Raw genomic sequence first — 21,657 nt, 5'->3', positions numbered from 1 at the left:
TCTTCTGCTTACAGGCCGGAGAGGCCGAGGGCGGGATCGATGCCATCCAGTGCGTCGGCCAGGGCCTGAGCCTTGTCGGCGATCTGCTTGCGTTGTTCGCCGCTGATGGAGTCGTAGCTGGCGTAGCCGTCCTTGATCTTGTAGCTGTCGAGTTCGCTGTCGAAATCGGCCAAGGCCTTGTCGATTTTCGGCAGCAGGTCGGCGGCTGATTTGCTCAGCATCGGCCGTAGCAGATCGACGACTTTGCGCGCGGTTTGCGCATTGGCGGCGAAACCGTAGAGGTCGCTGTGGCTGTAGCGTTCTTCCTCACCGCTGGCGGCGCGCACGTCGGCTAGCGTGTTGAGGTTGCGCACGACGATGTTGACCAGTTGCTCCGGTGGCAGCGATTGCGCGAGCAGTTGCTGCTTGAGCGTGGTGACGTCGCTGAGCAGGCGCTGGGCGACCGGTGTCAGTTCGTCGAGTTTGCGTTGCTGGAACAGCGCGTATTCGACGCGGTGGAAGCCGACGAACGCCGGATCCTGCTCGCGTTTCTCGAAGTAATCGGCACGGGCGTTGATGCTGTTGTCCAGTTCCGCCAAGCGCTGCGCGGCCGGGGCCAGATGTTGATATGCCGCACGTGCCGGCAAATACAGCGCCTGAGCCTGGCTCAAGTCGCCGCTTTCAATCGCTTGATTGAGCGCCGTCACGGCTTTGATCAGCACGCTGCCTTGGCTGGCCAGGTACACGCGGAATTCTGACAGCGGCCCAACGAAAGCGACCATTGATGGTTTGGCTTTGGCGGCAGCGTCGGAGGCGGCGGTTGGCGTCACGTGCAAGGTGCCGCGCGGGTTGCTCAGCAGGCCGCAGGTGATCGCATAGTCGCCGGGCTGCAGATTGGCGTTGATCACCTGACTCAGGCCCGGTGCAATGTTTTCACGCTCTTCGACAACGAGCACGCCATCGAGAATTTCCCACTCCACCGCACGGTCGGAGCGGTTGACGATGCGGAAACTGGCGCGGCCGGCCGGCACCGTCAGTGCATTCGGCTCGCAGTTACCGGGATGAATGTTCACCACCACTTCATCGTGGTTGTGCTGACGCTTGGCGGCGGCCATTTTCGAGGCGTAATAAAACAGGCCACCGGCGGCGATCATTACTACCACCGAGCCGGCCACCGCCCAGCGCAAGGCGCGGGGAGGGGAGGCCTGAGGAGAGTTAGGCTTTGACATGAATGCCCTTATTGGCTGGAAACGGAAGACGGTTGTGCGCAGGACTTCGGTGCCGGGAGGAAAAACATCACCAGCGCCACCAGCAGATAGATCAGATACGCCCCAAGGGTGCTGACGGTCGGCGCATCCTGATAACCGAACATGCCGGCCAGCACCGAGCCCAACGGGCCGTCCATTGGCAGCGTCGCGCTGAAGTCGAAGAGCACGGTTTGCAGGTGATTCCATAGTCCGGCTTCATGCAGCGCTTGCACCGAGTTGGCAAGAATCCCGGCGGCGACCACCAGAATGAACAGGCCGGTCCACTTGAAGAACGCCGAAAGGTTCAGACGCATGCTGCCGCTGTAGATCAGGAAACCGACGATGATCGCCAGAATCAGCCCGAGCAGAGCACCGATCGGCGCGCCCGGGCCTTCGCTTTGCTGGAACACCGCGAGCAGGAAGAACACCGTTTCCAGACCTTCACGGGCGACCGCGAAAAAGACCATGGCGATCAGCGCAATGACCTGATGCTTCGAAGAGGTCAGCGCGTGATCCAGCGAGGCTTGCAGCGAATGTTTGATCGAACGCGCGACCTTGCGCATCCAGAACACCATGGAACTGAGAATACCCACCGCCACCAAACCGACGATGCCTTCGAACAGCTCCTGCTGCTTTTGCGGGAATTCGGCACTGACCAGTTCCAGACCACCGCCAACCAGCAGGGCGAGGGCGGCGGCGAGAAACACGCCGATCCACACGGCGGGCATCCATTGACCACGGCCAGTCTGTTGCAGGTAGCTGGCGATAATGCCAACGATCAGCGCGGCTTCAATGCCTTCGCGCAGCATGATCAGGAAGGGAACGAGCATTCGGCACCGAGTTGTAAGAGGAGATGTCAATTTGTAACATAATGACACTCATTCTCAAACAGCAAGGATTGACAATTACCTGAACGTAAGCTGAACAGCTCAACGCATGGCTCAAATGCGCTTAATACAGCTGGGAGACCTGGCCGTTGTAGACCTCGATCAACTGATCATAAGCGCGACCTACCCGCTGATAATCTTCACTCAACTGCTGCGCGGAGGCTTTTGCCGCCCAGTGATCGTGCAGGCGGTTGATCGCTTCCAGATACCGTTGGCCGGGTGCTCGCACATAGTTCCAGAGGTTCTCAGGCGAATCGGCGGTGCTCGTTGCCGGATGAGCCTGCATATACGCGCTGCCTGCGTCCCAGGCATCCTGCAGTGCCATTGCGCCCAGGCTCAGATCATTGGGCGAAAACGCCTGATCGCGAACCCGGTTATCGAGCGTGAGCATGAGGTTTCGCGCGTGCGTCATGTAGGTGAGGACATGCGCGTATTTGAACTTCTCCCGGGCCTTGAGTTGCTGCAGTTGCACCTGCCGCAAATCCTGATCTTGACGATCAAGTGCCCGGCGCAGCTGATCTGACGCGTCGAGGAAGTCTCTGGCCAGAGGAATGAACTGACTGTCGCGATCCGCCTTGTCCGCAGGACTGACCGAATAGAGCGCTCTGGGACTGAAAAAGTCGAAGCTTGTGGCCACAGCGTTGGCCGCCTTCAGGCTGGCTTCGTAGCGTTGTTGCAGTTGCAGTAGTTCGGGCGCGGTTTTCCGTAGAGCGCTGCTTTGCTGCGCATTCATCTGACAGCCGTACGCGTCATGAACGCTGGCGTAGAAAACCCTGTCGCGGGCATCGACCTTGCGCTGGTCAATGTTCAGATCCCGGCTCAGGTAACGGTCATAGGCATCACGCCAGCGGCCGTCGGCCTGGTTCAGGCAGGCAATCAGCGGGCGCAGGGCACTGGCCTTTTCCTGCTCGGCGAGGTCTGGTTGTTCGAGCCAACGCTGGACCGGGGCCAACAGCGCATGGTTGTCTTTCACTATATTGAGCAAGCCCCCGGTCAGCACGATGGTCAGCACGACTGCTTTTGCGCGTTTGTTCATCGCTGAGTCTCCCGTGCCTGTAAATGCCCATACCATTGTTTCAAATCAGGGATTTCCCGGCATTCCGGGCGACTGTCGAAAGCGCCGCTGCAACTGCGCTTGGCGAACGGTTGCAGGCCTTGATCGACGCCCATCAATTGCGCGCGAGCAATCAGAAAAACCAACACAGTTGTACCAATGACACCGACCATCAGGGCGATCGAGCCTGCCGCACCGAGCACGGGCAGGCGAACCTTGGGGCGCCTGAGGGTCAGCGTGCGTAGCCGGGCAACACGACTCAAACGACTCGCCGCGAGCATCACCACGCTGTACCCGGCAAAAGCTGCCGCTCCACAACAAGCCCACGTCAACGCGCCCATCACCCAACACGGCAACAACTGGCGAAGCACCAGCGGAGCGGGACGTCTGAAACTGAGGTGCCGTGACAATGTCCGGCTCAAGCGCATGTCCAGAGACCACAACCGGTCTGCCATCGGCCGCCATACCCACAGCAAGGCGGCGCCCGGCATTGCCAATGCGCACAGCCAGAACAGCAATGCAGCAAGGCTTGTGCCGAGCCCTGATCGATCAACCCAGTATTGCGCGCCCACCACCGTGAGTGACGCGCCAAACAGCCCGGCGTACATCGGCCAGTCCTGATTGGGCTGCCTGAGCGATTTCCAGAAATACGGATCGCCGTCGGGCATCTGCTGACTTCTCGCCGGGTCGAGGCGCTTGAGTGTTTCGGTGAGCGTCAGGCAGGCATTCCAGTCGGCTTCGAAAAAGCGCCGGGCAAAGGCGCGTCGTTCCTCGTCGCTCATAGGTGTCAGTAACAGGCGCGCCGCGCGGCTTTCGGGGGTACGGTCAGCCCGCTTGGCGAGGTTTTCAAGGGTTTCGATCATCACCCGGTCATCCCGGCGCTTCACCAGGATCGGCCAGCTTTGCGGGCAGCGTGATTGCTCGTCGTCGGTGTACCAGTGCTGATGCGTACAAAGCGTTTCAAACAGGCGGGGCGACCAGACGTGCGATTGCACCAGTAAACAGGCCAGCGTCTCATTGAACCAGTCATAGCGTTCGAACGGCTGTAACCAGTCAGCCTTTTTCAGCACCAGATAGCGCTCGATGAAGGCGTCGATCTGGCCTGCGTCGAGCAACTCGCGCAAGTCCTGTTCGACATGTTTGCAGTAAGCACCCAGCAGCAAATCAAGCGCGGCGGGCGACAAGTCCTCGCGCTGCCAGGCACTGAGCCAGTTGAAGTGCTCCAGTGCCCAGGCGGCGAGTTGCATCCTGTCGTCGCGCGGTGACAGGCACAGCATCAACAATTGATCTTCGAACGCCCGCTCGCAGTGTGAAACCCGCGCCTGAGCAAAACGTTCTGCAAGCTGATCGACGCAAACGCCTTCCAGCAACTGCGCAGCCTGTCGTTCTGCAGGGTCGCGCTCGATCTCCAGGGGTGGTGCAAGCGCGGGAGCCGGCGGCTGAGTTTGCACAGCAGGCTCTTGGCCATCGGGCGAATGCCTTGTCGCCATGTGGCGACTCCACGCCATTGCCTGCTCGTAAGCTTCGCGCAGACGCTGAAAACCGCTCGGATCTTCGTCCGGGCGGTGTACTTTGAGCAACGCGGCGTATTGGCGTTTTATGCTGCGTAAGTCGCTATCGGCTTCCAGCCCCAGAATGGCCCAGCAATTCAATGCCACGAACCTCGTTCCGCAACAAGGCGGCCAGTAATAGCCAAATCAACGCCGACGTTCATACGCTTACCGCTCCCTTTCAATTGCGCAATTCAACACGACAGCCTATCGGCCAGCGGGGCCGGTAGTTGAGCCGGCTTTTGCACAACGCTGGCTTTTTACTCAGTGCTGCCTAAGATGGCCGACAGATCAATCCGTACACCCGAGTGACGTTCAATGTCGGAAAAGGACACCATTGCCATACAACTGGTGCGTGAAGCGCTGCTGCAAAGTTGTGCCCCGGGCGCAGCCACCGAAGAGGTCTTGAACAAGGTCGGGATTGATCCGGCGTTGCTGCACACCGAACACAGCCGGGTGCCGGCCTCGCAGTACGCGAAGCTCTGGCGGTTATTGGCCCGCCGTGGCGATGACGAATTTTTCGGCATGGACCCGCGCAAGCTCAAGTCCGGCAGCCTTGAGTTCCTGTGCCGCAGCGCGATGGCGCAACCGACGCTGGCGGCGGGTTTGAACACGGGCCTGAGTTTTCTCTCATTGATGCTTGAACGCATGCCGGCGCAACTGGTGCACCAGCAAAGTCTGGCGGAAATCGTCCTGCTCGAAGATGACCCCGAGCCACGCCGCGCCTTCACTTATTTCACCTATTGGATGATCGTCCACGGCGTGGCCTGCTGGCTGGCCGGGCGGCGGATTCCGATTCTGGCGATCGAACTGCGCTGTCCGGCACCGGATTTCACCGATGACTACCGGGTGATGTTTTCGGAAAATCTGCGTTTTGAGCGGCCACGTACTCGAATGATTTTTTCTGCTGATTGCCTCGATCTGCCGATCAAGCGCACTGCCGAGGAATTGAAACGCTTTCTCGCCCACGCCCCGGCCAACATTCTGGTCAAGTACCGCGACCCGGAGAGCCTGGCCAGTCGGATCAAGCAGGATCTGCGGCAACTGCCCGCCGAGCAGTGGCCGGAAACTGAAGCGCTGGCGCAGCAGCTGTGCATGTCGGCCTCGACCTTGCGCCGACGCTTGGCGGAAGAAGGGCAGACCTATCAAGGGCTCAAGGACAGCGTGCGCAAGGAGTTGGCCATCGTCTGGCTGGCAGAGCCTTCGATCAGTTTTGTCGAGATTGCGGCGCGGTTGGGATTTGCCGATGCGAGTTCGTTTTACAAGGCGTTTCGCAAGTGGTCGGGATCGAATCCGGGCCACTATCGGACGCTGATCCTGAATGAGGTTGTCTGAACCGGCCTCTTCGCGAGCAAGCTCGCTCCCACAGGGGAATGCATTTCAAACTGTGGGAGCGAGCCTGCTCGCGAAAGCTTCCTTCCAGGCAACACAAGACTTAAACCTTGGCCAAACCAGTCAGCCACTTTGATGGCTTTGACCATTGCCGCCACCGCCCTACAGCGCGACTATCCCCCTGTTGTTTACGCTTCCCAGCCTAATAAAAAACAGAGGGATTCTGGCAATGCGCGATTACTTGTCTGCCACCACACAGTTCAACTATCAGCACACCGTGGATGCCGCGCTCAGCGGTACGCTGGAGGCGCTCAACGCCTGCGTCGAATGCTGCGACCGCCATGCCTTGCCGGGGCGTATCGCGCTGTTCTGGGAAGGCCGCGACGGCGCCAGTGCGACGTACACCTTCAGCGACCTGCAGGACAAAGCCGCGCGTTTGGCCAATTTCCTTCTCGCCCAAGGCGTGCAGAAGGGCGACAAAGTCGCGGGTCTGCTGCCGCGCAACGTCGAATTGCTCATCACTGTGTTGGCCACTTGGCGTATCGGCGCGGTGTATCAGCCGCTGTTCACCGCGTTCGGCCCCAAAGCCCTCGAACATCGCCTGAACAGCTCAGGCGCCAAAGTCGTGGTCACTGACGCGGTCAACCGGCCGAAACTCGCTGAGGTTGCTGACTGCCCGACACTCGTCACCGTTGGCGGCGCCAAAGGCCAGGGCATCGTCCGTGGTGATTACAGTTTCTGGGCCGAACTGGCCAACTATTCCAACGTTTGCGAACCGGTGCTGCTGACCGGCGAAGATCCATTCCTGCTGATGTTCACCTCAGGCACCACCGGCCCGTCGAAAGCCCTGTCGGTACCGCTCAAAGCCATTGTCGCGTTCCAGAGCTACACCCGCGACGCCGTCGATCTGCGCCCGGAAGACTCATTCTGGAACGTCGCCGATCCGGGTTGGGCCTACGGCATTTACTTCGGCGTGACCGGGCCGCTGTCGATGGGCCATCCGATCACCTTTTACGATGGCCCGTTCACCCTCGAAAGCACCTGCCGGGTGATCAACAAATACGGCATCACCAACCTGACCGGTTCGCCAACGGCTTATCGCTTGCTGATTGCCGGCGGCGATGAGTTCGCCAAGTCGATCAAAGGCAAATTGCGCATTGTCAGCAGCGCTGGCGAACCGCTGAACCCGGAAGTGATCCGCTGGTTCGCCGACAACCTCGACGTGGTCATTCACGACCATTACGGCCAGACCGAACTGGGCATGGTGCTGTGCAACCACCATGGACTTGAGCATCCGGTGCACGTCGGTGCCGCCGGCTTCGCCTCGCCGGGCCACCGCATCGTTGTGCTCGATGATCAGTACCACGAACTCGGCGTCGGCCAGCCAGGCATCCTCGCCATCGATCGTCCGCAATCGCCGATGTGCTGGTTCGGCGGTTACGAAGGCGCGCCAACCAAGGCGTTCGTCGGCGATTACTACCTGAGCGGCGACACCGTGGAATGGAATCCGGACGGCAGCATCAGCTTCGTCGGCCGCAGTGACGACGTGATCACCACTTCCGGCTACCGCGTCGGCCCGTTCGACGTCGAAAGCGCGTTGATCGAACACCCGGCGGTGGTCGAAGCGGCGGTCGTCGGCAAACCGGATCCGGAGCGCACCGAACTGGTCAAAGCTTTTGTGGTGCTCAGCGCGCAATACCGCGCCGCCCCAGAACTCGCGGAGGAGCTGCGCCAACACGTGCGCAAGCGTCTGGCCGCGCATTCGTACCCGCGTGAAATCGAATTTGTCAGCGAATTGCCCAAGACCCCGAGTGGCAAATTGCAGCGCTTTATCTTGCGCAACCAGGAAATCGCCAAGGCTCAAGAGGCTGCGGCGCATAACGTTTCAGCTTGAATCAGGAAATACAGTCATGCAGATCGAGAACAAGGTTTTTATCGTCACCGGCGGCGCATCCGGCCTCGGTGCCGCCAGCGCTGAATTGCTGGTCAGTGCCGGCGCCAAAGTGATGCTGGTGGACATGAATGCCGAAGCGGTCGCCGCGCAGGCTCAGCGTCTCGGCGCGAAAAGCGTGGTTGCCGATATCAGCAATGAAGCTGCCGCCGAAGCCGCCGTGCAAGCGACCGTCGCAGCGTTTGGCAGCCTCAACGGTCTGGTCAACTGCGCCGGTATCGTGCGTGGCGAGAAGATCCTCGGCAAAAACGGCCCGCATGCACTGAGTAGTTTTGCTCAGGTGATCAACGTCAACCTGATCGGCAGCTTCAACATGCTGCGTCTGGCAGCTGCGGCGATCGCCGAGAGCGAAGCCAACGCGGACGGCGAACGCGGCGTGATCATCAACACTGCCTCGGTGGCAGCGTTCGACGGTCAGATCGGCCAAGCGGCTTACGCGGCCTCCAAAGGCGCGATCGCCAGCCTGACGCTGCCCGCCGCCCGCGAACTGGCGCGCTTCGGTATCCGTGTGATGACCATTGCCCCAGGCATTTTTGAAACGCCGATGATGGCCGGCATGACCCCGGAAGTCCGCGATTCGCTGGCTGCCGGCGTACCGTTCCCGCCACGTCTGGGCAAGCCCGCCGAGTACGCCGCACTGGTTCGGCATATCATCGAAAACAGCATGCTCAACGGCGAGGTGATCCGTCTCGACGGTGCCTTGCGCATGGCCGCCAAGTAAGGAGGATTTGTCATGACTATTTCCAACGATCCGATTGTTATCGTCAGCGCCGTGCGCACGCCAATGGGCGGCTTTCAGGGCGAACTGAAAAGTCTTACCGCGCCGCAACTCGGTGCTGCGGCGATCAAGGCTGCGGTTGAGCGTGCCGGTGTCGCCAGCGACTCGGTCGATGAAGTGCTGTTCGGTTGTGTGCTGCCTGCCGGGCTCGGCCAGGCACCTGCACGTCAGGCTGCGCTGGGCGCCGGGCTGGATAAATCGACCCGTTGCACCACCGTCAACAAGATGTGCGGTTCGGGCATGGAAACCACCATTCTCGCCCACGACATGCTGGTTGCCGGCAGCGCCGACGTGGTGATCGCCGGTGGTATGGAAAGCATGTCCAACTCGCCGTACTTGCTTGATCGCGCCCGCGCCGGTTATCGCATGGGCCATGGTCGCGTGCTCGACTCGATGTTCCTCGACGGTCTCGAAGACGCCTACGACAAGGGGCGTCTGATGGGCACCTTCGCCGAGGATTGCGCCGAGACCAACCACTTCAGTCGTGAAGCGCAGGACGCCTTTGCTATCGCCTCGACCACCCGCGCGCAGCAGGCGATCAAGGACGGCAGCTTCAAGGACGAAATCGTCCCGCTCACCGTGACCGTCGGCAAAGAGCAGGTGCTGATCAGCCATGACGAACAGCCACCGAAAGCCAAACTCGACAAAGTGGCCTCGCTGAAACCGGCGTTCCGCGAGGGCGGCACGGTGACGGCGGCGAATTCCAGTTCGATCTCTGACGGTGCGGCGGCGCTGGTGCTGATGCGTCAGTCGCAGGCACAGAAACTCGGGCTGAAACCGCTGGCGGTAATTCATGGCCATGCTGCGTTCGCCGACACCCCAGGCCTGTTTCCGGTGGCGCCGATTGGTGCGATCAAGAAGTTGATCAAGAAAACCGGCTGGTCGCTGGGTGACGTCGATCTGTTCGAGGTCAACGAAGCGTTTGCCGTGGTTGGCATGGCGGCGATGACGCATCTGGAAATTCCCCATGACAAGTTGAATGTGCATGGTGGGGCCTGTGCGCTCGGCCATCCGATCGGTGCGTCGGGTGCACGGATTCTGGTGACGTTGCTGTCGGCGTTGCGCCAGCGGAAGCAGAAACGCGGTATCGCGGCGATCTGCATCGGCGGCGGCGAAGCGACAGCCATGGCTGTGGAATGCGTCTACTGAAACAAACGCCAATCCCCTTGTAGGAGTGAGCCTGCTCGCGATGACGTCGTGTCAGTCACCACTGATTTATATGACCCACCGCTATCGCGAGCAGGCTCACTCCTACAGGTGAAAGCGGTGCGACTGATATTTAAGGATTCACCATGATTCCCAACGAAGACCAAACCCAGATCCGCGACATGGCCCGGCAGTTCGCCGAGGAACGCTTGAAGCCGTTCGCCGCCGAGTGGGATCGCGAGCACCGTTTTCCCAAGGAAGCCATCGGCCAAATGGCTGAGCTGGGCTTCTTCGGCATGCTCGTGCCGGAGCAGTGGGGCGGTTGCGACACCGGTTATCTGGCCTACGCCATGGCCCTGGAAGAAATCGCCGCCGGCGACGGCGCCTGTTCGACGATCATGAGCGTGCACAACTCGGTGGGTTGCGTGCCGATTCTCAAGTTCGGCAACGATGATCAGCGTGAACGCTTTCTCAAACCCTTGGCCAGCGGCGCCATGCTCGGCGCCTTCGCGCTGACCGAACCGCAGGCTGGTTCCGATGCCAGCAGCCTGAAAACCCGCGCACGCCTGGAAGGCGATCACTACGTGCTGAATGGCTGCAAACAGTTCATCACCTCCGGGCAAAACGCCGGGATCGTCATCGTGTTTGCGGTGACCGATCCGAGCGCCGGCAAGCGCGGCATCAGCGCGTTTATCGTGCCGACCGATTCGCCGGGCTATAAAGTCGCCCGCGTCGAAGACAAACTCGGCCAGCACGCCTCCGACACCTGTCAGATTCTCTTCGAAGATGTAAAAGTGCCGGTGGCCAACCGCTTGGGCGAAGAGGGCGAGGGCTACAAGATCGCCTTGGCCAACCTCGAAGGCGGCCGCGTCGGCATCGCTTCGCAATCGGTGGGCATGGCCCGCGCGGCGTTCGAAGCGGCGCGTGATTACGCCCGCGAGCGCGACACCTTCGGCAAGCCGATCATCGAGCATCAGGCCGTGGCATTTCGCTTGGCCGACATGGCTACACAGATAGCCGTTGCCCGGCAAATGGTGCACTACGCGGCGGCCCTGCGTGACAGTGGCCAACCGGCGCTGGTCGAGGCGTCGATGGCCAAGCTGTTCGCCTCGGAGATGGCCGAAAAGGTCTGCTCGATGGCCTTGCAAACCCTTGGCGGCTACGGTTACCTCAACGACTTCCCGCTGGAACGGATCTACCGCGACGTGCGCGTCTGCCAGATCTACGAAGGCACCAGCGATATTCAGCGCATGGTTATTTCGCGCAATCTTTGAGAAGGAATTTTATTCATGACTTATGAAACCATTCTGTTGGAAACCCACGGCCGCGTAGGCCTGATCACCCTCAATCGCCCGCAGGCGCTGAACGCGTTGAATGCGCAGTTGGTCAGCGAAGTGAATCAGGCCCTTGATGCGCTGGAAGCCGATGCGAACATCGGTTGCATCGTCCTCACAGGCTCGAAAAAGGCTTTCGCCGCCGGTGCTGACATCAAGGAAATGGCCGAGCTGACCTACCCGCAGATCTACATGGACGACCTGTTCAGCGACAGCGATCGCGTGGCTAACCGACGCAAGCCAATCATCGCGGCGGTCAACGGTTTCGCCTTGGGCGGCGGCTGTGAACTGGCGTTGATGTGTGACTTCATTCTGGCCGGTGACAACGCCAAGTTCGGTCAGCCGGAAATCAACCTCGGCGTGCTGCCGGGCATGGGCGGGACCCAGCGCCTGACTCGCGCCGTGGGCAAGGCCAAGGCCATGGAAATGTGCCTGAGCGGGCGTTTGATTGACGCCGTAGAGGCTGAGCGTTGCGGCATCGTTGCGCGGATTGTGCCGAGTGATGAGCTGCTCGATGAGGCGCTGAAAGTGGCCGCAGTGATCGCCAGCAAATCGCTACCGATTGCGATGATGGTCAAGGAAAGCGTCAACCGTGCCTTTGAAGTGAACCTGACCGAGGGCGTGCGCTTTGAGCGTCGTGTGTTCCATGCGGCGTTTGCCACCCAGGATCAGAAGGAAGGGATGGCGGCGTTTGTGGCCAAGCGTGAGGCGGAGTTCAAGGGCAAATAAATGCGGTGCCTGAGCTGACGCCTTCGCGAGCAGGCTCGCTCCCACATGAGGTTCTCGGCGTTCACAAAACCTGTATTCGCTGGAGATCTTTGTGGGAGCGAGCCTGCTCGCGAAGCTTTCAAGGCTTGATGTACATCAAAATCAAAAGCCCCTCACCCTAGCCCTCTCCCGGAGGGAGAGGGGACTGATTGGGGAATATTGATGATCTGCGCCGACCTGATTCTGATTTAGCGAATCCATAGTCGACCCGGTCTTTCAGGTCGATGGATACTGCCAGACACCTCGGTCGGCCCCCTCTCCCTCTGGGAGAGGGGACTGATTGGGGAATATTGATGATCTGCGCCGACCTGATTCTGATTTAGCGAATCCATAGTCGACCCGGTCTTTCAGGTCGATGGATACTGCCAGACACCTCGGTCGGCTCCCTCTCCCTCTGGGAGAGGGGACTGATTGGGGAATATTGATGATCTGCGCCGACCTGATTCTGATTTAGCGAATCCATAGTCGACCCGGTCTTTCAGGTCGATGGATACTGCCAGACACCTCGGTCGGCCCCCTCTCCCTCTGGGAGAGGGGACTGATTGGGGAATATTGATGATCTGCGCCGACCTGATTCTGATTTAGCGAATCCATAGTCGACCCGGTCTTTCAGGTCGATGGATACTGCCAGACACCTCGGTCGGCTCCCTCTCCCTCTGGGAGAGGGGACTGATTGGGGAATATTGATGATCTGCGCCGACCTGATTCTGATTTAGCGAATCCATAGTCGACCCGGTCTTTCAGGTCGATGGATACTGCCAGACACCTCGGTCGGCTCCCTCTCCCTCTGGGAGAGGGCTGGGGTGAGGGAAAGGGGCCAACGCCATTACAACTGATAGTTCTTCAACTCCCGCGCAATCACCATCCGCTGAATCTCGCTCGAACCTTCATAGATCTGGGTAATCCGCGCATCGCGGTAGTACTTCTCGACTGGATAATCCTCCAGATACCCATAGCCGCCATGAATCTGAATCGCCGATGAGCAGACCTTCTCGGCCATCTCTGAGGCAAACAACTTGGCCTGCGAAGCCTCGGACAAGCACGGTTTTCCTGCCGTCCGCAGCCGCGCCGCATGCAGAATCATCAGCCGCGCCGCGTTGATCTGCATGTGCATGTCGGCCAGCAGATTGGCAATGCTCTGGTGTTCATTGATCGGTTTGCCGAACTGGATACGGTCGCGCGAATACACCAGCGCCGCTTCAAACGCCGCACGGGCGATACCCAGTGCTTGCGCGGCGATCCCGATGCGTCCGCCTTCGAGGTTGGACAGGGCAATCGCCAGCCCCTTGCCGCGCTCGCCGAGCAGATTGGCCTCGGGAATGCTGCAGTTGTTCAGCGTCACCGCGCAGGTATCCGAGGCGCGAATGCCCATCTTGTGTTCGGTGCGATCCACGATAAAGCCGCCGGTATCGGTCGGCACCAGAAACGCCGAAATACCTTTCTTGCCCAGATCCGGATCGGTTACCGCAAACACGATCGCCAGCTTCGCCCGTTTGCCGTTGCTGACAAATTGCTTAGCGCCATTGATCACCCATTGACCGTCACGCAGTTCGGCGCGGGTGCGCAGGTTGTGCGCTTCGGAGCCGGCCTGCGGCTCGGTCAGGCAGAAGCAGCCGATGGTTTGACCGCTGGCCAGATCCGCCAGCCAGGTCTGTTTCTGTGCTTCGCTGCCGTAGTTGAGCACCGGGCCGCAGCCGACCGAGTTATGGATGCTCATGAACGCGCCGGTCGCGCCGTCACCGGCGGAAATCTCTTCCACAGCCAAGGCGTAGGCAACGTAATCGACGTAAGTGCCACCCCATTCCTCAGGCACCACCATGCCGAGCAAACCGAGTTCACCCATCTTCGCGACCAGCGCGTCGTCGATCCAGCCAGCCTTTTCCCAGGCCTGCGCGTGGGGCGCGATTTCACCACGGGCAAAGTCCCGGGCCATGTCGCGGATCATTACTTGTTCTTCAGTCAGTTCGAGATCGTGCATGGCTCAGCTCCCGCTCTCGGCAAATTCGTGAAAGAAACTCGCGACATGCTCCGCGTCCAGCGCAGCCAGGGTCGGTGGGTTCCAGCGCGGTGTCTTGTCTTTATCGATCAGCAGCGCGCGCACGCCTTCGATCAGGTCGCCACGTTCGAACCACTGGCGATCCAGATGCAGTTCGAGCGCGAAGCAATGTTCCAGGCTCAAGTGGCGACCACGACGGAGCATTTCCAGGGTCACCGCCATGGCTAGCGGCGAGCGGGTTTCCAGCAGGTCGGCCGTGGTGGTCGCCCATTCGTGGCTGTCAGCGACGGTCACTGCGCGCAATTGCTCGACCATGCTTGGCACATCCGGCAGCGCAAAAAAGTGGTCGATGGCCGGTCGCAAAACCTCAAGTGGCGCATCGGGCAGGGTTTGCACGGCGTGTTTAGCCAGCAGGTTCTGCAGCGCCTTGAGCGGCGTGTCCTGCCATTCCATCTGATCGAGTCTTTCATCGAGCAGCGCCAGTTTGCTGCTGTCCAGATACCAGTCGGCCAGCCCGCAATACAACGCATCGGCCGCGCGGATCTGCACGCCACTGACCCCGAGATAAATCCCCAGCTCACCGGGAATGCGCGGCAGGAAATAGCTGCCACCAACATCGGGGAAATAACCGATGGCTACTTCCGGCATCGCCAGCCGGCTCTTCTCGGTGACCACGCGCAGATCGGCGCCTTGCACCAGACCCATGCCGCCACCGAGGACAAAACCGTCCATCAAGGCCAGCACAGGTTTGCGGTAGTGATGAATCGTCAGGTCGAGGGCATATTCCTCGACAAAGAAATCTTCGTGCAGCGTGTCGCCGCTTTTGAAGCTGTCGTACAGGGAACGAATATCGCCGCCGGCGCAGAAGGCTTTTTCACCGGCACCGCGTAGGACAACGGCGTGGACATTGGCGTCGGTCGCCCAAGCGTCGAGTTGCTGTTGCAGCAAACGCACCATGTCGAGGGTAATGGCGTTGAGGCCGGCGGGGCGGTTGAGGGTCAGGTGACCGATATGGTTGCGAACCTCGGCCAGCACTTCGTTTTGCGTGGCGTCCATGGACTGGGTCCGCGTGGATGAAGCCTGAGCAGTCATCAGTAACTCCCTGCTTTTATTGTCTTTATTCGAAAAACTCGTGCGCGAGTGTTACCGGATCGTAACAGTGCAAATTTGCCCTGTACAACGGGGATATGTGCAGGCGCTGTCTGCGTTTTTACCTTAGACGATATGCAGAAGATTACTTCGAAAAAACCTCACCGATACTGCGGCGCCTGGCGTGCAGTTCGCTGGCATGGATCAACTGCTCGAGATCCTCTGGCGTCACATCGATAAACGCTTCCATATCCGCCAGCGCCAGTTTCAGGTCTTCGGCGGTGATGGCCTGACTGTCGACCGGGGCCAACACCGGCGCCGGTTCAGCCGGGCGTTTCGGATAACGGATGCGCGTCAGATTGTTGTAGGCAAGGGCGCTGATCAGCATGCTCGCCGCGCCGAGCATCACCGGTTCCATGGCCTTCCAGTCCAGGGCAATGGTCGCGGGATCGGCCAGCACCAACGTCAATGCCAACGCGCCTGCCGGTGGGTGCAGGCAACGCAGCCAGCACATCAGAATCAGCGCCATACCTGCTGCCAGACACGCGCTGCCAAGGGTTCGGCCAAGCACGTGAGCGACCAGCAACGCGACAACGCCGGCACACAAATAGCCGCCGAGAATCGACCACGGCTGAGCGAGAGCACCAGAGGACACGGCGAACAGCAACACCGCCGAAGCGCCCAGCGGGCCGATCAGGTGATAGGCGACTTCATGGCCGAACACCTGCGCGCACAGCCACACGCTGAATAACGTGCCCAAGGCCATGCCGATGGCGGCACGGCTCCATTCAGTCGGGCGGGTGTTGATGGCGGCGGGCAACCAGCGAGCGAGCATGTGAATCCGATCCTTGCAGCAAAATCGAGGCAAAAAAAAGGACTTGTCCGGCATATCCGGAAAGCCCTCGAAGCGTTCCAACATTGGGGGAGGAACGTGCACAGTGTGCCGGGCAAACTCGATGCTGACAAATTCATATTAATGAAGACTTAGTGCATTAATTTTGCATTCAAACCGCTCGGCGTCCACTGAGGAAGCACAGGGTGCCGCCCATCGCGGTCAGTGCGCTCAAGGCGTAGAACATCGTCGGTGCCGGTGTGTGCATCAACAGGAAGCCACAGATAACCGGGCTCAACGCGCCGCCCAGCGCGGCCAGATTTTGCGCGCCGTAGTAGCTGCCGCGCAGTTCTTCCGGGGCCAGGGTATCGACGAAGAGGAACTCCGACGGGTAAATGATCATTTCGCCAAGGGTGAAAATAAACATGGCAATGCACCAGCTGAGCAAGCTGTCGGCGAGGCTGAAACCGATCAATCCAAGGATGAACAGGCTGGTGCCGCCGGCAATCCAGTAGCGCAGTTTTTCGCGGCTGAGAAAGCGGCCAATCTGGTATTGCAGGAGGATCACCGTGATCGCATTGCAGGCGAGCAGGGCGGCCATGACTTGCAAGGCGCGCTTGGAATCACTGACCACCAGCAGATATTGCGACAGATACAGGGTGAATCGCCCGTGCACCACGGTGCTGAGCAGGCAGCCGCAAGTGAACATGATCAAGGTGCGATCGTTTTTCAGGGTCACCAGAGTTTTCAGGAAGTTTTGCGGCTGACTGATCACGGCGACCGGCTCAGCGTCTCTGGGTATGCCAATCATCAGGAAGATGCTGCCGAAGGCGATCGCCGCCGCAATCAGAAACGGCGCAATCGGATAATGCCCGGCGATCACCACGCCAAGCATCGGCCCGGTGGCGTAGCCGATGTTGGTCAGCGTGTAGCGCAAGGAAAACGCCTTTGCCCGTTGGCTCATCGGCAGTTTTTCACTGAGGATCGCCTTGGAGCCGATGAGGAACAGCGCCGACGCGGTCTCGGTGATTACCAGTGTTGCTGTGGTCAGGTACAAATCTTTGGCAAACGTCAGCAGGACGAAACCGATCGCACTGGAGAGCATCGCGACAATCAGCAGCCGACGTTTTTCCAGGCGATCGATGATGTAACCGCCGTACAGCGCGAGCAGGGTGGCGATGAACACCGCAATGCCCAGCAGCAGCCCGACGTCCTGTTGGTTGAGGCCCAGTTTGGTGCTCAGAAACAGCGTCAGCAGCGGGCTGGTGATGGCGCGGCTGACAACGATGGTCAGCGAGACGATCATCAGACGGCGGATGACGAGCGAGTAAGTGGCCACGGGAAATCGAATGTCCTTATTTCAGTTGTTTTTGGGTTCGGCCAGACACCGAGTCGCCTTATCGCTGGCGAGCTCCCACAGGTTTTGCAGTGACCGTAACTTTTGTGCATGGCTGACCCCTTTAGGAGCAGGCTTGCCAGACCCCAAAATTTTCCCGGTGACCACAGCCTTTGTGCAAGACAATGAACCTTGTGGGATCTGGCTTGCCAGCGATAGGGCCGGTACCGGCGATACATTTTTCAAGCCAGCCACCGATCCAGATCGCCCACCGATTCCAGCCTTTCCAGACCCTGCAAATCCTCCAGCAATCCCTCGGCCCGCTGCCGTGACACCACCCGCAACGCCAGGCTGAAAAACTTCTCCTCCAGCACCCCGTCACTCAACGGATTGCCCGGCGCGCCCAACGGTACTTCAACGCACAAACTCGCAGTGCGCCCATCCAGCGTCAGTACGCTGACCCAAGGCTCGCCATCCTCGGACAGTTGCTCATCCACTTCAAGGTGAATGCGCGCCAACCAAGGGGCGATGCGCGGATCCTCGCGTTGCTGATCGTCGTACGCCTCAAGCCGACAGTGCCCATGCACCAGCCTCGCCGCGAGGGCATACGGCAAGCTCATCTGCGCCGCCGCCAGACTGCCAACCTCACGACCACCGCACATGTCCTGCAGGAAGCCGCACAACCTGACGTCGACGCTTTCAACCTGATCGGCACTGACCTCAAGTTGATCGAGCAACGACCCCAGCGCGTCAATCGCCGAATGCGTACCACGACACGCCGCATAGGGTTTGATCGAGCAGCGCGCCAATTTCCACACCTTGCCAAGATCGGCGTCGAGCATTTGCGGTTGCGCGCTGTTGGGTGCGAGGGTCTTGAGAAAACCGCCCCAGACATCCTCGAACAGCATCGACGGCCCGGTGACGCCTTCGCGGGCAAAACTTGCCGCGAGCAAGCCCCCTTCGGCGGCGCGCCCACTGTGGAGTTTTTTACTCAACGAACCGTCGTGGATAAACGCCCAGACGCCGCCGCTGAAACTGCCGGCGATGCCCAGTGCCGACACGGTTTGCGCCGCGTGGAGGGCGAATATCCTTGCACAGGCCGCGGCCGCACCGAACACTCCGCACGTCGCGGTCGAGTGCCAACCGGCGCCGTTGTGCGCCGAATAACTGCCGCAGGCTTCCAACACGCGACGACCGATTTCGTAACCGATGACCACAGCAGCGATAAATTCGCGCCCGCTGATGGCTCGGTCGACCATCGACACTGCGGCCATCACTGCCGGCAACACCACCGCACCGGAATGGTCGCATCCGCCGGTGTCATCCAGTTCCAGCGCGTGCGCGGCGATTCCGTTGAGCATCGCCGCATGACCGGGATTGATGCGCAACGTGGTGCCCCAGACCAAGGCTGATCCGACGCCGCTGCCGAGCACCTGTCGCGTTTGCACAGCGACGCTGCTGTCAGTGCCGGCCAGCGCTGCGCCGAAGGTGTCGAGAATGTGCCGCTTGGCCTGGATGACCAGTGCTTCGGGCAAGTCCTCAAACCGAGTCTCGACACAGAATCGCGCGAGCCGCAGCATGCGTTCGGTCATGACAGATAATCCCGATAATGCTGCTCATAAACCGCCGCCGGATGATCGTCGCTGACCGGCGCTGCGGTTTCTGCCCACCATTGCGCAACCTCGGCACCGCTGGCGATCCACACATCGTCATGCTGTTGAATGCCTTGCAGCAACTCGCGCAGCACGCCGATGCGTCCCGGGGTGGCGATGATTTCCGGGTGCAGGCGCAGCACGTAGCACAGGCCAAAGCGATGGAATCCGGCGAAGTCCATTTGCAGGTTGCCCAAGGTGTGGCGGTACGAAGCAATCCGCGATTGCGCGGGCGGCACGGCGGGGCTGAGATTGAAGGCGAAGTACGGTTCGTCTTCCAGTTCGTAATGCAGCGGCAGTTCGATGACCTCGGCCGCCGTCGGGTGAGCGAAGGGCAAATCATCGCCACGCCACGAAGACGACCAGACGATGCCGTGATCTTTCAGCGCGGCAATAAAACCCGGCGCGCCATTGCCCGCGGGGATGCGAAACCCGCTCGGGCGCCGACCGGTCAGGGCCTCAAGCGCTGCGCAACCCTTGGCGACTTCAGCACTCTGCGCAGCCAGATCGTGCCCGTCGTAATCCTGATGCCGATACCCGGCGCAGGCGATTTCATGTCCACCGGCGAGTATCGCGGCGATGTGTTGTGGATTTTCTTCGGCGACGATGCCGGGGACGAACCAACTGCTGGTGACGCCGAGTTCCGCGAACAGATCGAGCAGGCGCGTCACGCCACGCTGCGTGCCATAGCGCCAGACCGACAATGTCTTGTCGCGACCCGCCACTTCCGGCGCTTGGGTGAGAATGCCGTGAATATCGTTGTAGTCGACCGTCAACACCACGGCGCAGCGTTTGCCGTCGGGCCAGCGGCTGGGTGGCAAAACCTCGGAATCAGCCATGGTAATGCTCCTTCAGCCACCAACGGGCGACATCGCGGCACGTGGCGAACCACACGTCATCACGCTGACGCATGTGTTCAAAGAGTTTTTCCAGCAACAGGATGCGCCCGGGTTTGCCGGTGATTTTCGGGTGAAACAGGGTGGTCAGGCACAGGCCTTCATCCATCGCGCCGTCGTATTCGCGCTGCCAGTTGTCGAGGGTCAATTCATAACTGGCGGTGCGGTCGAGGCCGGACGGAAAATTCGGCGCGCGGGTGTAGGCGAGGGAGGCGTAGTCGTCCATTTCCCAACGGCCGGGGATTTCCACCAGTGGTGTGCTGTGCCCGGGAACGTTGACCAGATACGGTCGATCGTCGCCGCGCATGCTGCTCGAATAGATGACGCCGTTGTCTGCCAGCATCGCCGGGGTTTCCGCGCGCCAGTCACCGGACGGGGTGCGGAAGCCTTCGGCGCGAATGTGCAGGTGTTGCCAGAACACGTCCCTGGACTTGGCCATCACGGCTTGCTGCTGGTCCAGCGTCAGAGCGTAAAAGGATTCGTGTTTATAGCCGTGGTACGCGACTTCATGGCCGCGTTCGACGATGGCCTGGCACTGTTTCGGCCAGTTCTCGACGACCCATGCCGGAACGAAAAACGTCGTGGGAATGTTGAAGGCTTCGAGCAGATCGAGCAGGCGTGGCAAAGCGCGATAAGGGCCGTAGCCGCCGAAGCCGAAATACTCGGGTTTGCGCCAGATCGAGCCGTTGAGCATGGCGTCGCCGGTCGGGCCATCGAGGTCGAAAGCCAGGGCGAGGCAGGCTTTGTGTTGGTCGGGCCAGGTGGGTTGGCACGAAGACATGGTTGTGGCTCTCCGGTGTTGAATCAATAGAAACCCTCACCCCAGCCCTCTCCCCGAGGGAGGGGGAGCCGATCGAGGTTGTTCTCCAGCCCTGCATCGACCTGAAAGATCGAGTCGAACTCAGGCTCTGAACCCACGAAGATCAGCTCCCTTTCCCCCTCGCCCCTTGGGGGAGAGGGTTGGGGTGAGGGGGATGGATCTAAGGGTTTACTTGCCCGCGTTGACCGTCACGTCCTTGATCGCGCCCAGTTCCAGGTCCCATTTTTTCAGGATCGCGCCATAGCTGCCGTCATCGACCATGCTCTGTAACGCGACCTTCACCGCCTCACTCAGCTCAGGCTTTTTCTTGCTCACGCCCAGACCGGTGAACTGCACGGAGATCGGCTGGTCGACAGTCTTGTACATGTCCTTTTCCTGAGTCTTCAGGTACGACAGGGTCTCGCTGCCTTGCATCGCCGCGTCAATGCGGCTCTGGCGCAGTTGCGCGCGGGCGTCGGCCGAGCCTTCGGTGCCGATCACGTTGATTGCCGGTTTGCCGGCGGCCTCGCAGTTGGCCTTGCTCCACGCGGCGATTTCCGCCGGGAATGTGGTGCGGCGGCTGGTGCCGACTTTCTTGCCGCACAGGTCGATGATCTCGTTGGTCGCCGCGTTCTTCTGCAAGGTGTAGAACTGCGGGCCGCTGGTGAAGTAGTCGACGAAGGTCACGCTGGCCTGACGCTCAGCAGTGTCGGTCATGCCCGACAGCACCAGGTCGACGCGGTCAGTGGTCAGCGCGTTGATCATTTGCTCGAAGCCGGTTTCCTGCCATTTGATCTTCACGCCCAGACGTTCGGCGAGGGCATTGCCCAGGTCGTAGTCGAGACCGGTGAGGGTGTTGGTGGCCGGATCCTTGAAATCCATCGGCGGGTAGTTGGGCATGATCGCGACAACGATCTCGCCTTTGTCCTTGATGCTGGCCGGCAAATCGGCGGCCACGGCGAAACCGCAAGACATGACGGAAGCGAGTACAGCGGGGATAACAAAATTCTTCATGGTCGTTCTCTTATGAG

At 60.3% G+C, this 21,657-nt stretch carries 18 protein-coding genes; 6 read left to right on the top strand and 12 right to left on the bottom strand.

Annotation, left to right across the window (positions count from 1 at the left end; translation table 11 throughout):
• Window positions 1–8: 8 nt before the first annotated feature.
• From efeO to U6037_RS15010, 4 genes are all read right to left on the bottom strand, one after another.
• The gene (gene efeO / locus U6037_RS15025) at window positions 9–1,208 is read right to left on the bottom strand and encodes an iron uptake system protein EfeO (RefSeq protein WP_322843520.1); all 1,200 of its coding nucleotides are present in this window, start codon (window positions 1,206–1,208) and stop codon (window positions 9–11) included.
• 8 nt (window positions 1,209–1,216) lie between these two features.
• Window positions 1,217–2,056 carry an iron uptake transporter permease EfeU gene (efeU, locus tag U6037_RS15020; RefSeq protein WP_322843519.1) on the bottom strand — a complete coding sequence of 280 codons (840 nt, stop codon included), beginning with the start codon at window positions 2,054–2,056 and terminating at the stop codon, window positions 1,217–1,219.
• Between the two features lie 121 nt (window positions 2,057–2,177).
• On the bottom strand, window positions 2,178–3,149 hold the full coding sequence (locus tag U6037_RS15015; protein WP_322843518.1) for a DUF3829 domain-containing protein: 972 nt from the start codon (window positions 3,147–3,149) through the stop codon (window positions 2,178–2,180).
• Window positions 3,146–4,825, bottom strand: a complete 1,680-nt coding sequence (locus U6037_RS15010; RefSeq protein ID WP_322843517.1) for a J domain-containing protein — start codon at window positions 4,823–4,825, stop codon at window positions 3,146–3,148. Before U6037_RS15010 ends, U6037_RS15015 begins: the two co-directional genes overlap by 4 nt.
• A gap of 210 nt (window positions 4,826–5,035) precedes the next feature.
• Between U6037_RS15010 and U6037_RS15005 the strand changes: the two genes are divergently transcribed.
• From U6037_RS15005 to U6037_RS14980, 6 genes are all read left to right on the top strand, one after another.
• A complete protein-coding gene (locus U6037_RS15005) occupies window positions 5,036–6,052 on the top strand; it encodes an AraC family transcriptional regulator (protein ID WP_322843516.1) in 1,017 nt (338 codons plus the stop codon).
• 226 nt (window positions 6,053–6,278) lie between these two features.
• The gene (locus tag U6037_RS15000) at window positions 6,279–7,943 is read left to right on the top strand and encodes an AMP-binding protein (protein ID WP_322843515.1); all 1,665 of its coding nucleotides are present in this window, start codon (window positions 6,279–6,281) and stop codon (window positions 7,941–7,943) included.
• Window positions 7,944–7,959: 16 nt separating this feature from the next.
• Window positions 7,960–8,721, top strand: a complete 762-nt coding sequence (locus tag U6037_RS14995; protein WP_242208099.1) for an SDR family NAD(P)-dependent oxidoreductase — start codon at window positions 7,960–7,962, stop codon at window positions 8,719–8,721.
• 12 nt (window positions 8,722–8,733) lie between these two features.
• The gene (locus U6037_RS14990) at window positions 8,734–9,927 is read left to right on the top strand and encodes an acetyl-CoA C-acyltransferase (RefSeq protein WP_257355093.1); all 1,194 of its coding nucleotides are present in this window, start codon (window positions 8,734–8,736) and stop codon (window positions 9,925–9,927) included.
• A 143-nt stretch (window positions 9,928–10,070) separates the two neighbouring features.
• Window positions 10,071–11,198: an acyl-CoA dehydrogenase gene (locus U6037_RS14985; protein ID WP_064390162.1), complete on the top strand. Its 1,128-nt coding sequence runs from the start codon at window positions 10,071–10,073 to the stop codon at window positions 11,196–11,198.
• 15 nt (window positions 11,199–11,213) lie between these two features.
• Window positions 11,214–11,987: an enoyl-CoA hydratase gene (locus U6037_RS14980; protein WP_322843514.1), complete on the top strand. Its 774-nt coding sequence runs from the start codon at window positions 11,214–11,216 to the stop codon at window positions 11,985–11,987.
• An 865-nt stretch (window positions 11,988–12,852) separates the two neighbouring features.
• On the opposite strand, the gene U6037_RS14975 is transcribed toward U6037_RS14980, so the two are convergent.
• The 8 genes from U6037_RS14975 to U6037_RS14940 form a co-directional block, all read right to left on the bottom strand.
• Complete coding sequence (locus tag U6037_RS14975) at window positions 12,853–14,004, bottom strand: acyl-CoA dehydrogenase family protein (protein ID WP_322843513.1); 1,152 nt, start codon at window positions 14,002–14,004, stop codon at window positions 12,853–12,855.
• A 3-nt stretch (window positions 14,005–14,007) separates the two neighbouring features.
• Window positions 14,008–15,114: an enoyl-CoA hydratase/isomerase family protein gene (locus U6037_RS14970; protein WP_322843512.1), complete on the bottom strand. Its 1,107-nt coding sequence runs from the start codon at window positions 15,112–15,114 to the stop codon at window positions 14,008–14,010.
• 142 nt (window positions 15,115–15,256) lie between these two features.
• A complete protein-coding gene (locus tag U6037_RS14965) occupies window positions 15,257–15,946 on the bottom strand; it encodes an HPP family protein (RefSeq protein WP_322843511.1) in 690 nt (229 codons plus the stop codon).
• A gap of 169 nt (window positions 15,947–16,115) precedes the next feature.
• Window positions 16,116–17,282 carry an MFS transporter gene (locus U6037_RS14960; RefSeq protein WP_322843510.1) on the bottom strand — a complete coding sequence of 389 codons (1,167 nt, stop codon included), beginning with the start codon at window positions 17,280–17,282 and terminating at the stop codon, window positions 16,116–16,118.
• 239 nt (window positions 17,283–17,521) lie between these two features.
• Window positions 17,522–18,871, bottom strand: a complete 1,350-nt coding sequence (locus tag U6037_RS14955; protein ID WP_322843509.1) for an MmgE/PrpD family protein — start codon at window positions 18,869–18,871, stop codon at window positions 17,522–17,524.
• Window positions 18,868–19,770 (bottom strand): polysaccharide deacetylase, encoded by a 903-nt coding sequence (locus tag U6037_RS14950; RefSeq protein ID WP_322843508.1) that lies wholly within the window; start codon window positions 19,768–19,770, stop codon window positions 18,868–18,870. The genes U6037_RS14955 and U6037_RS14950 overlap by 4 nt, the downstream gene beginning before the upstream one ends.
• On the bottom strand, window positions 19,763–20,608 hold the full coding sequence (locus U6037_RS14945; protein WP_322843507.1) for a polysaccharide deacetylase: 846 nt from the start codon (window positions 20,606–20,608) through the stop codon (window positions 19,763–19,765). The genes U6037_RS14950 and U6037_RS14945 overlap by 8 nt, the downstream gene beginning before the upstream one ends.
• A 207-nt stretch (window positions 20,609–20,815) precedes the next feature.
• Entirely contained in the window at window positions 20,816–21,640 is an 825-nt protein-coding gene (locus tag U6037_RS14940; RefSeq protein WP_322843506.1) for an ABC transporter substrate-binding protein, read from the bottom strand.
• Window positions 21,641–21,657: the final 17 nt, after the last annotated feature.

The organism is Pseudomonas sp. B33.4 (assembly GCF_034555375.1).
Taxonomy (GTDB): Bacteria; Pseudomonadota; Gammaproteobacteria; order Pseudomonadales; family Pseudomonadaceae; genus Aquipseudomonas.
This window is presented reverse-complemented; position numbering and strand designations above follow the sequence as displayed.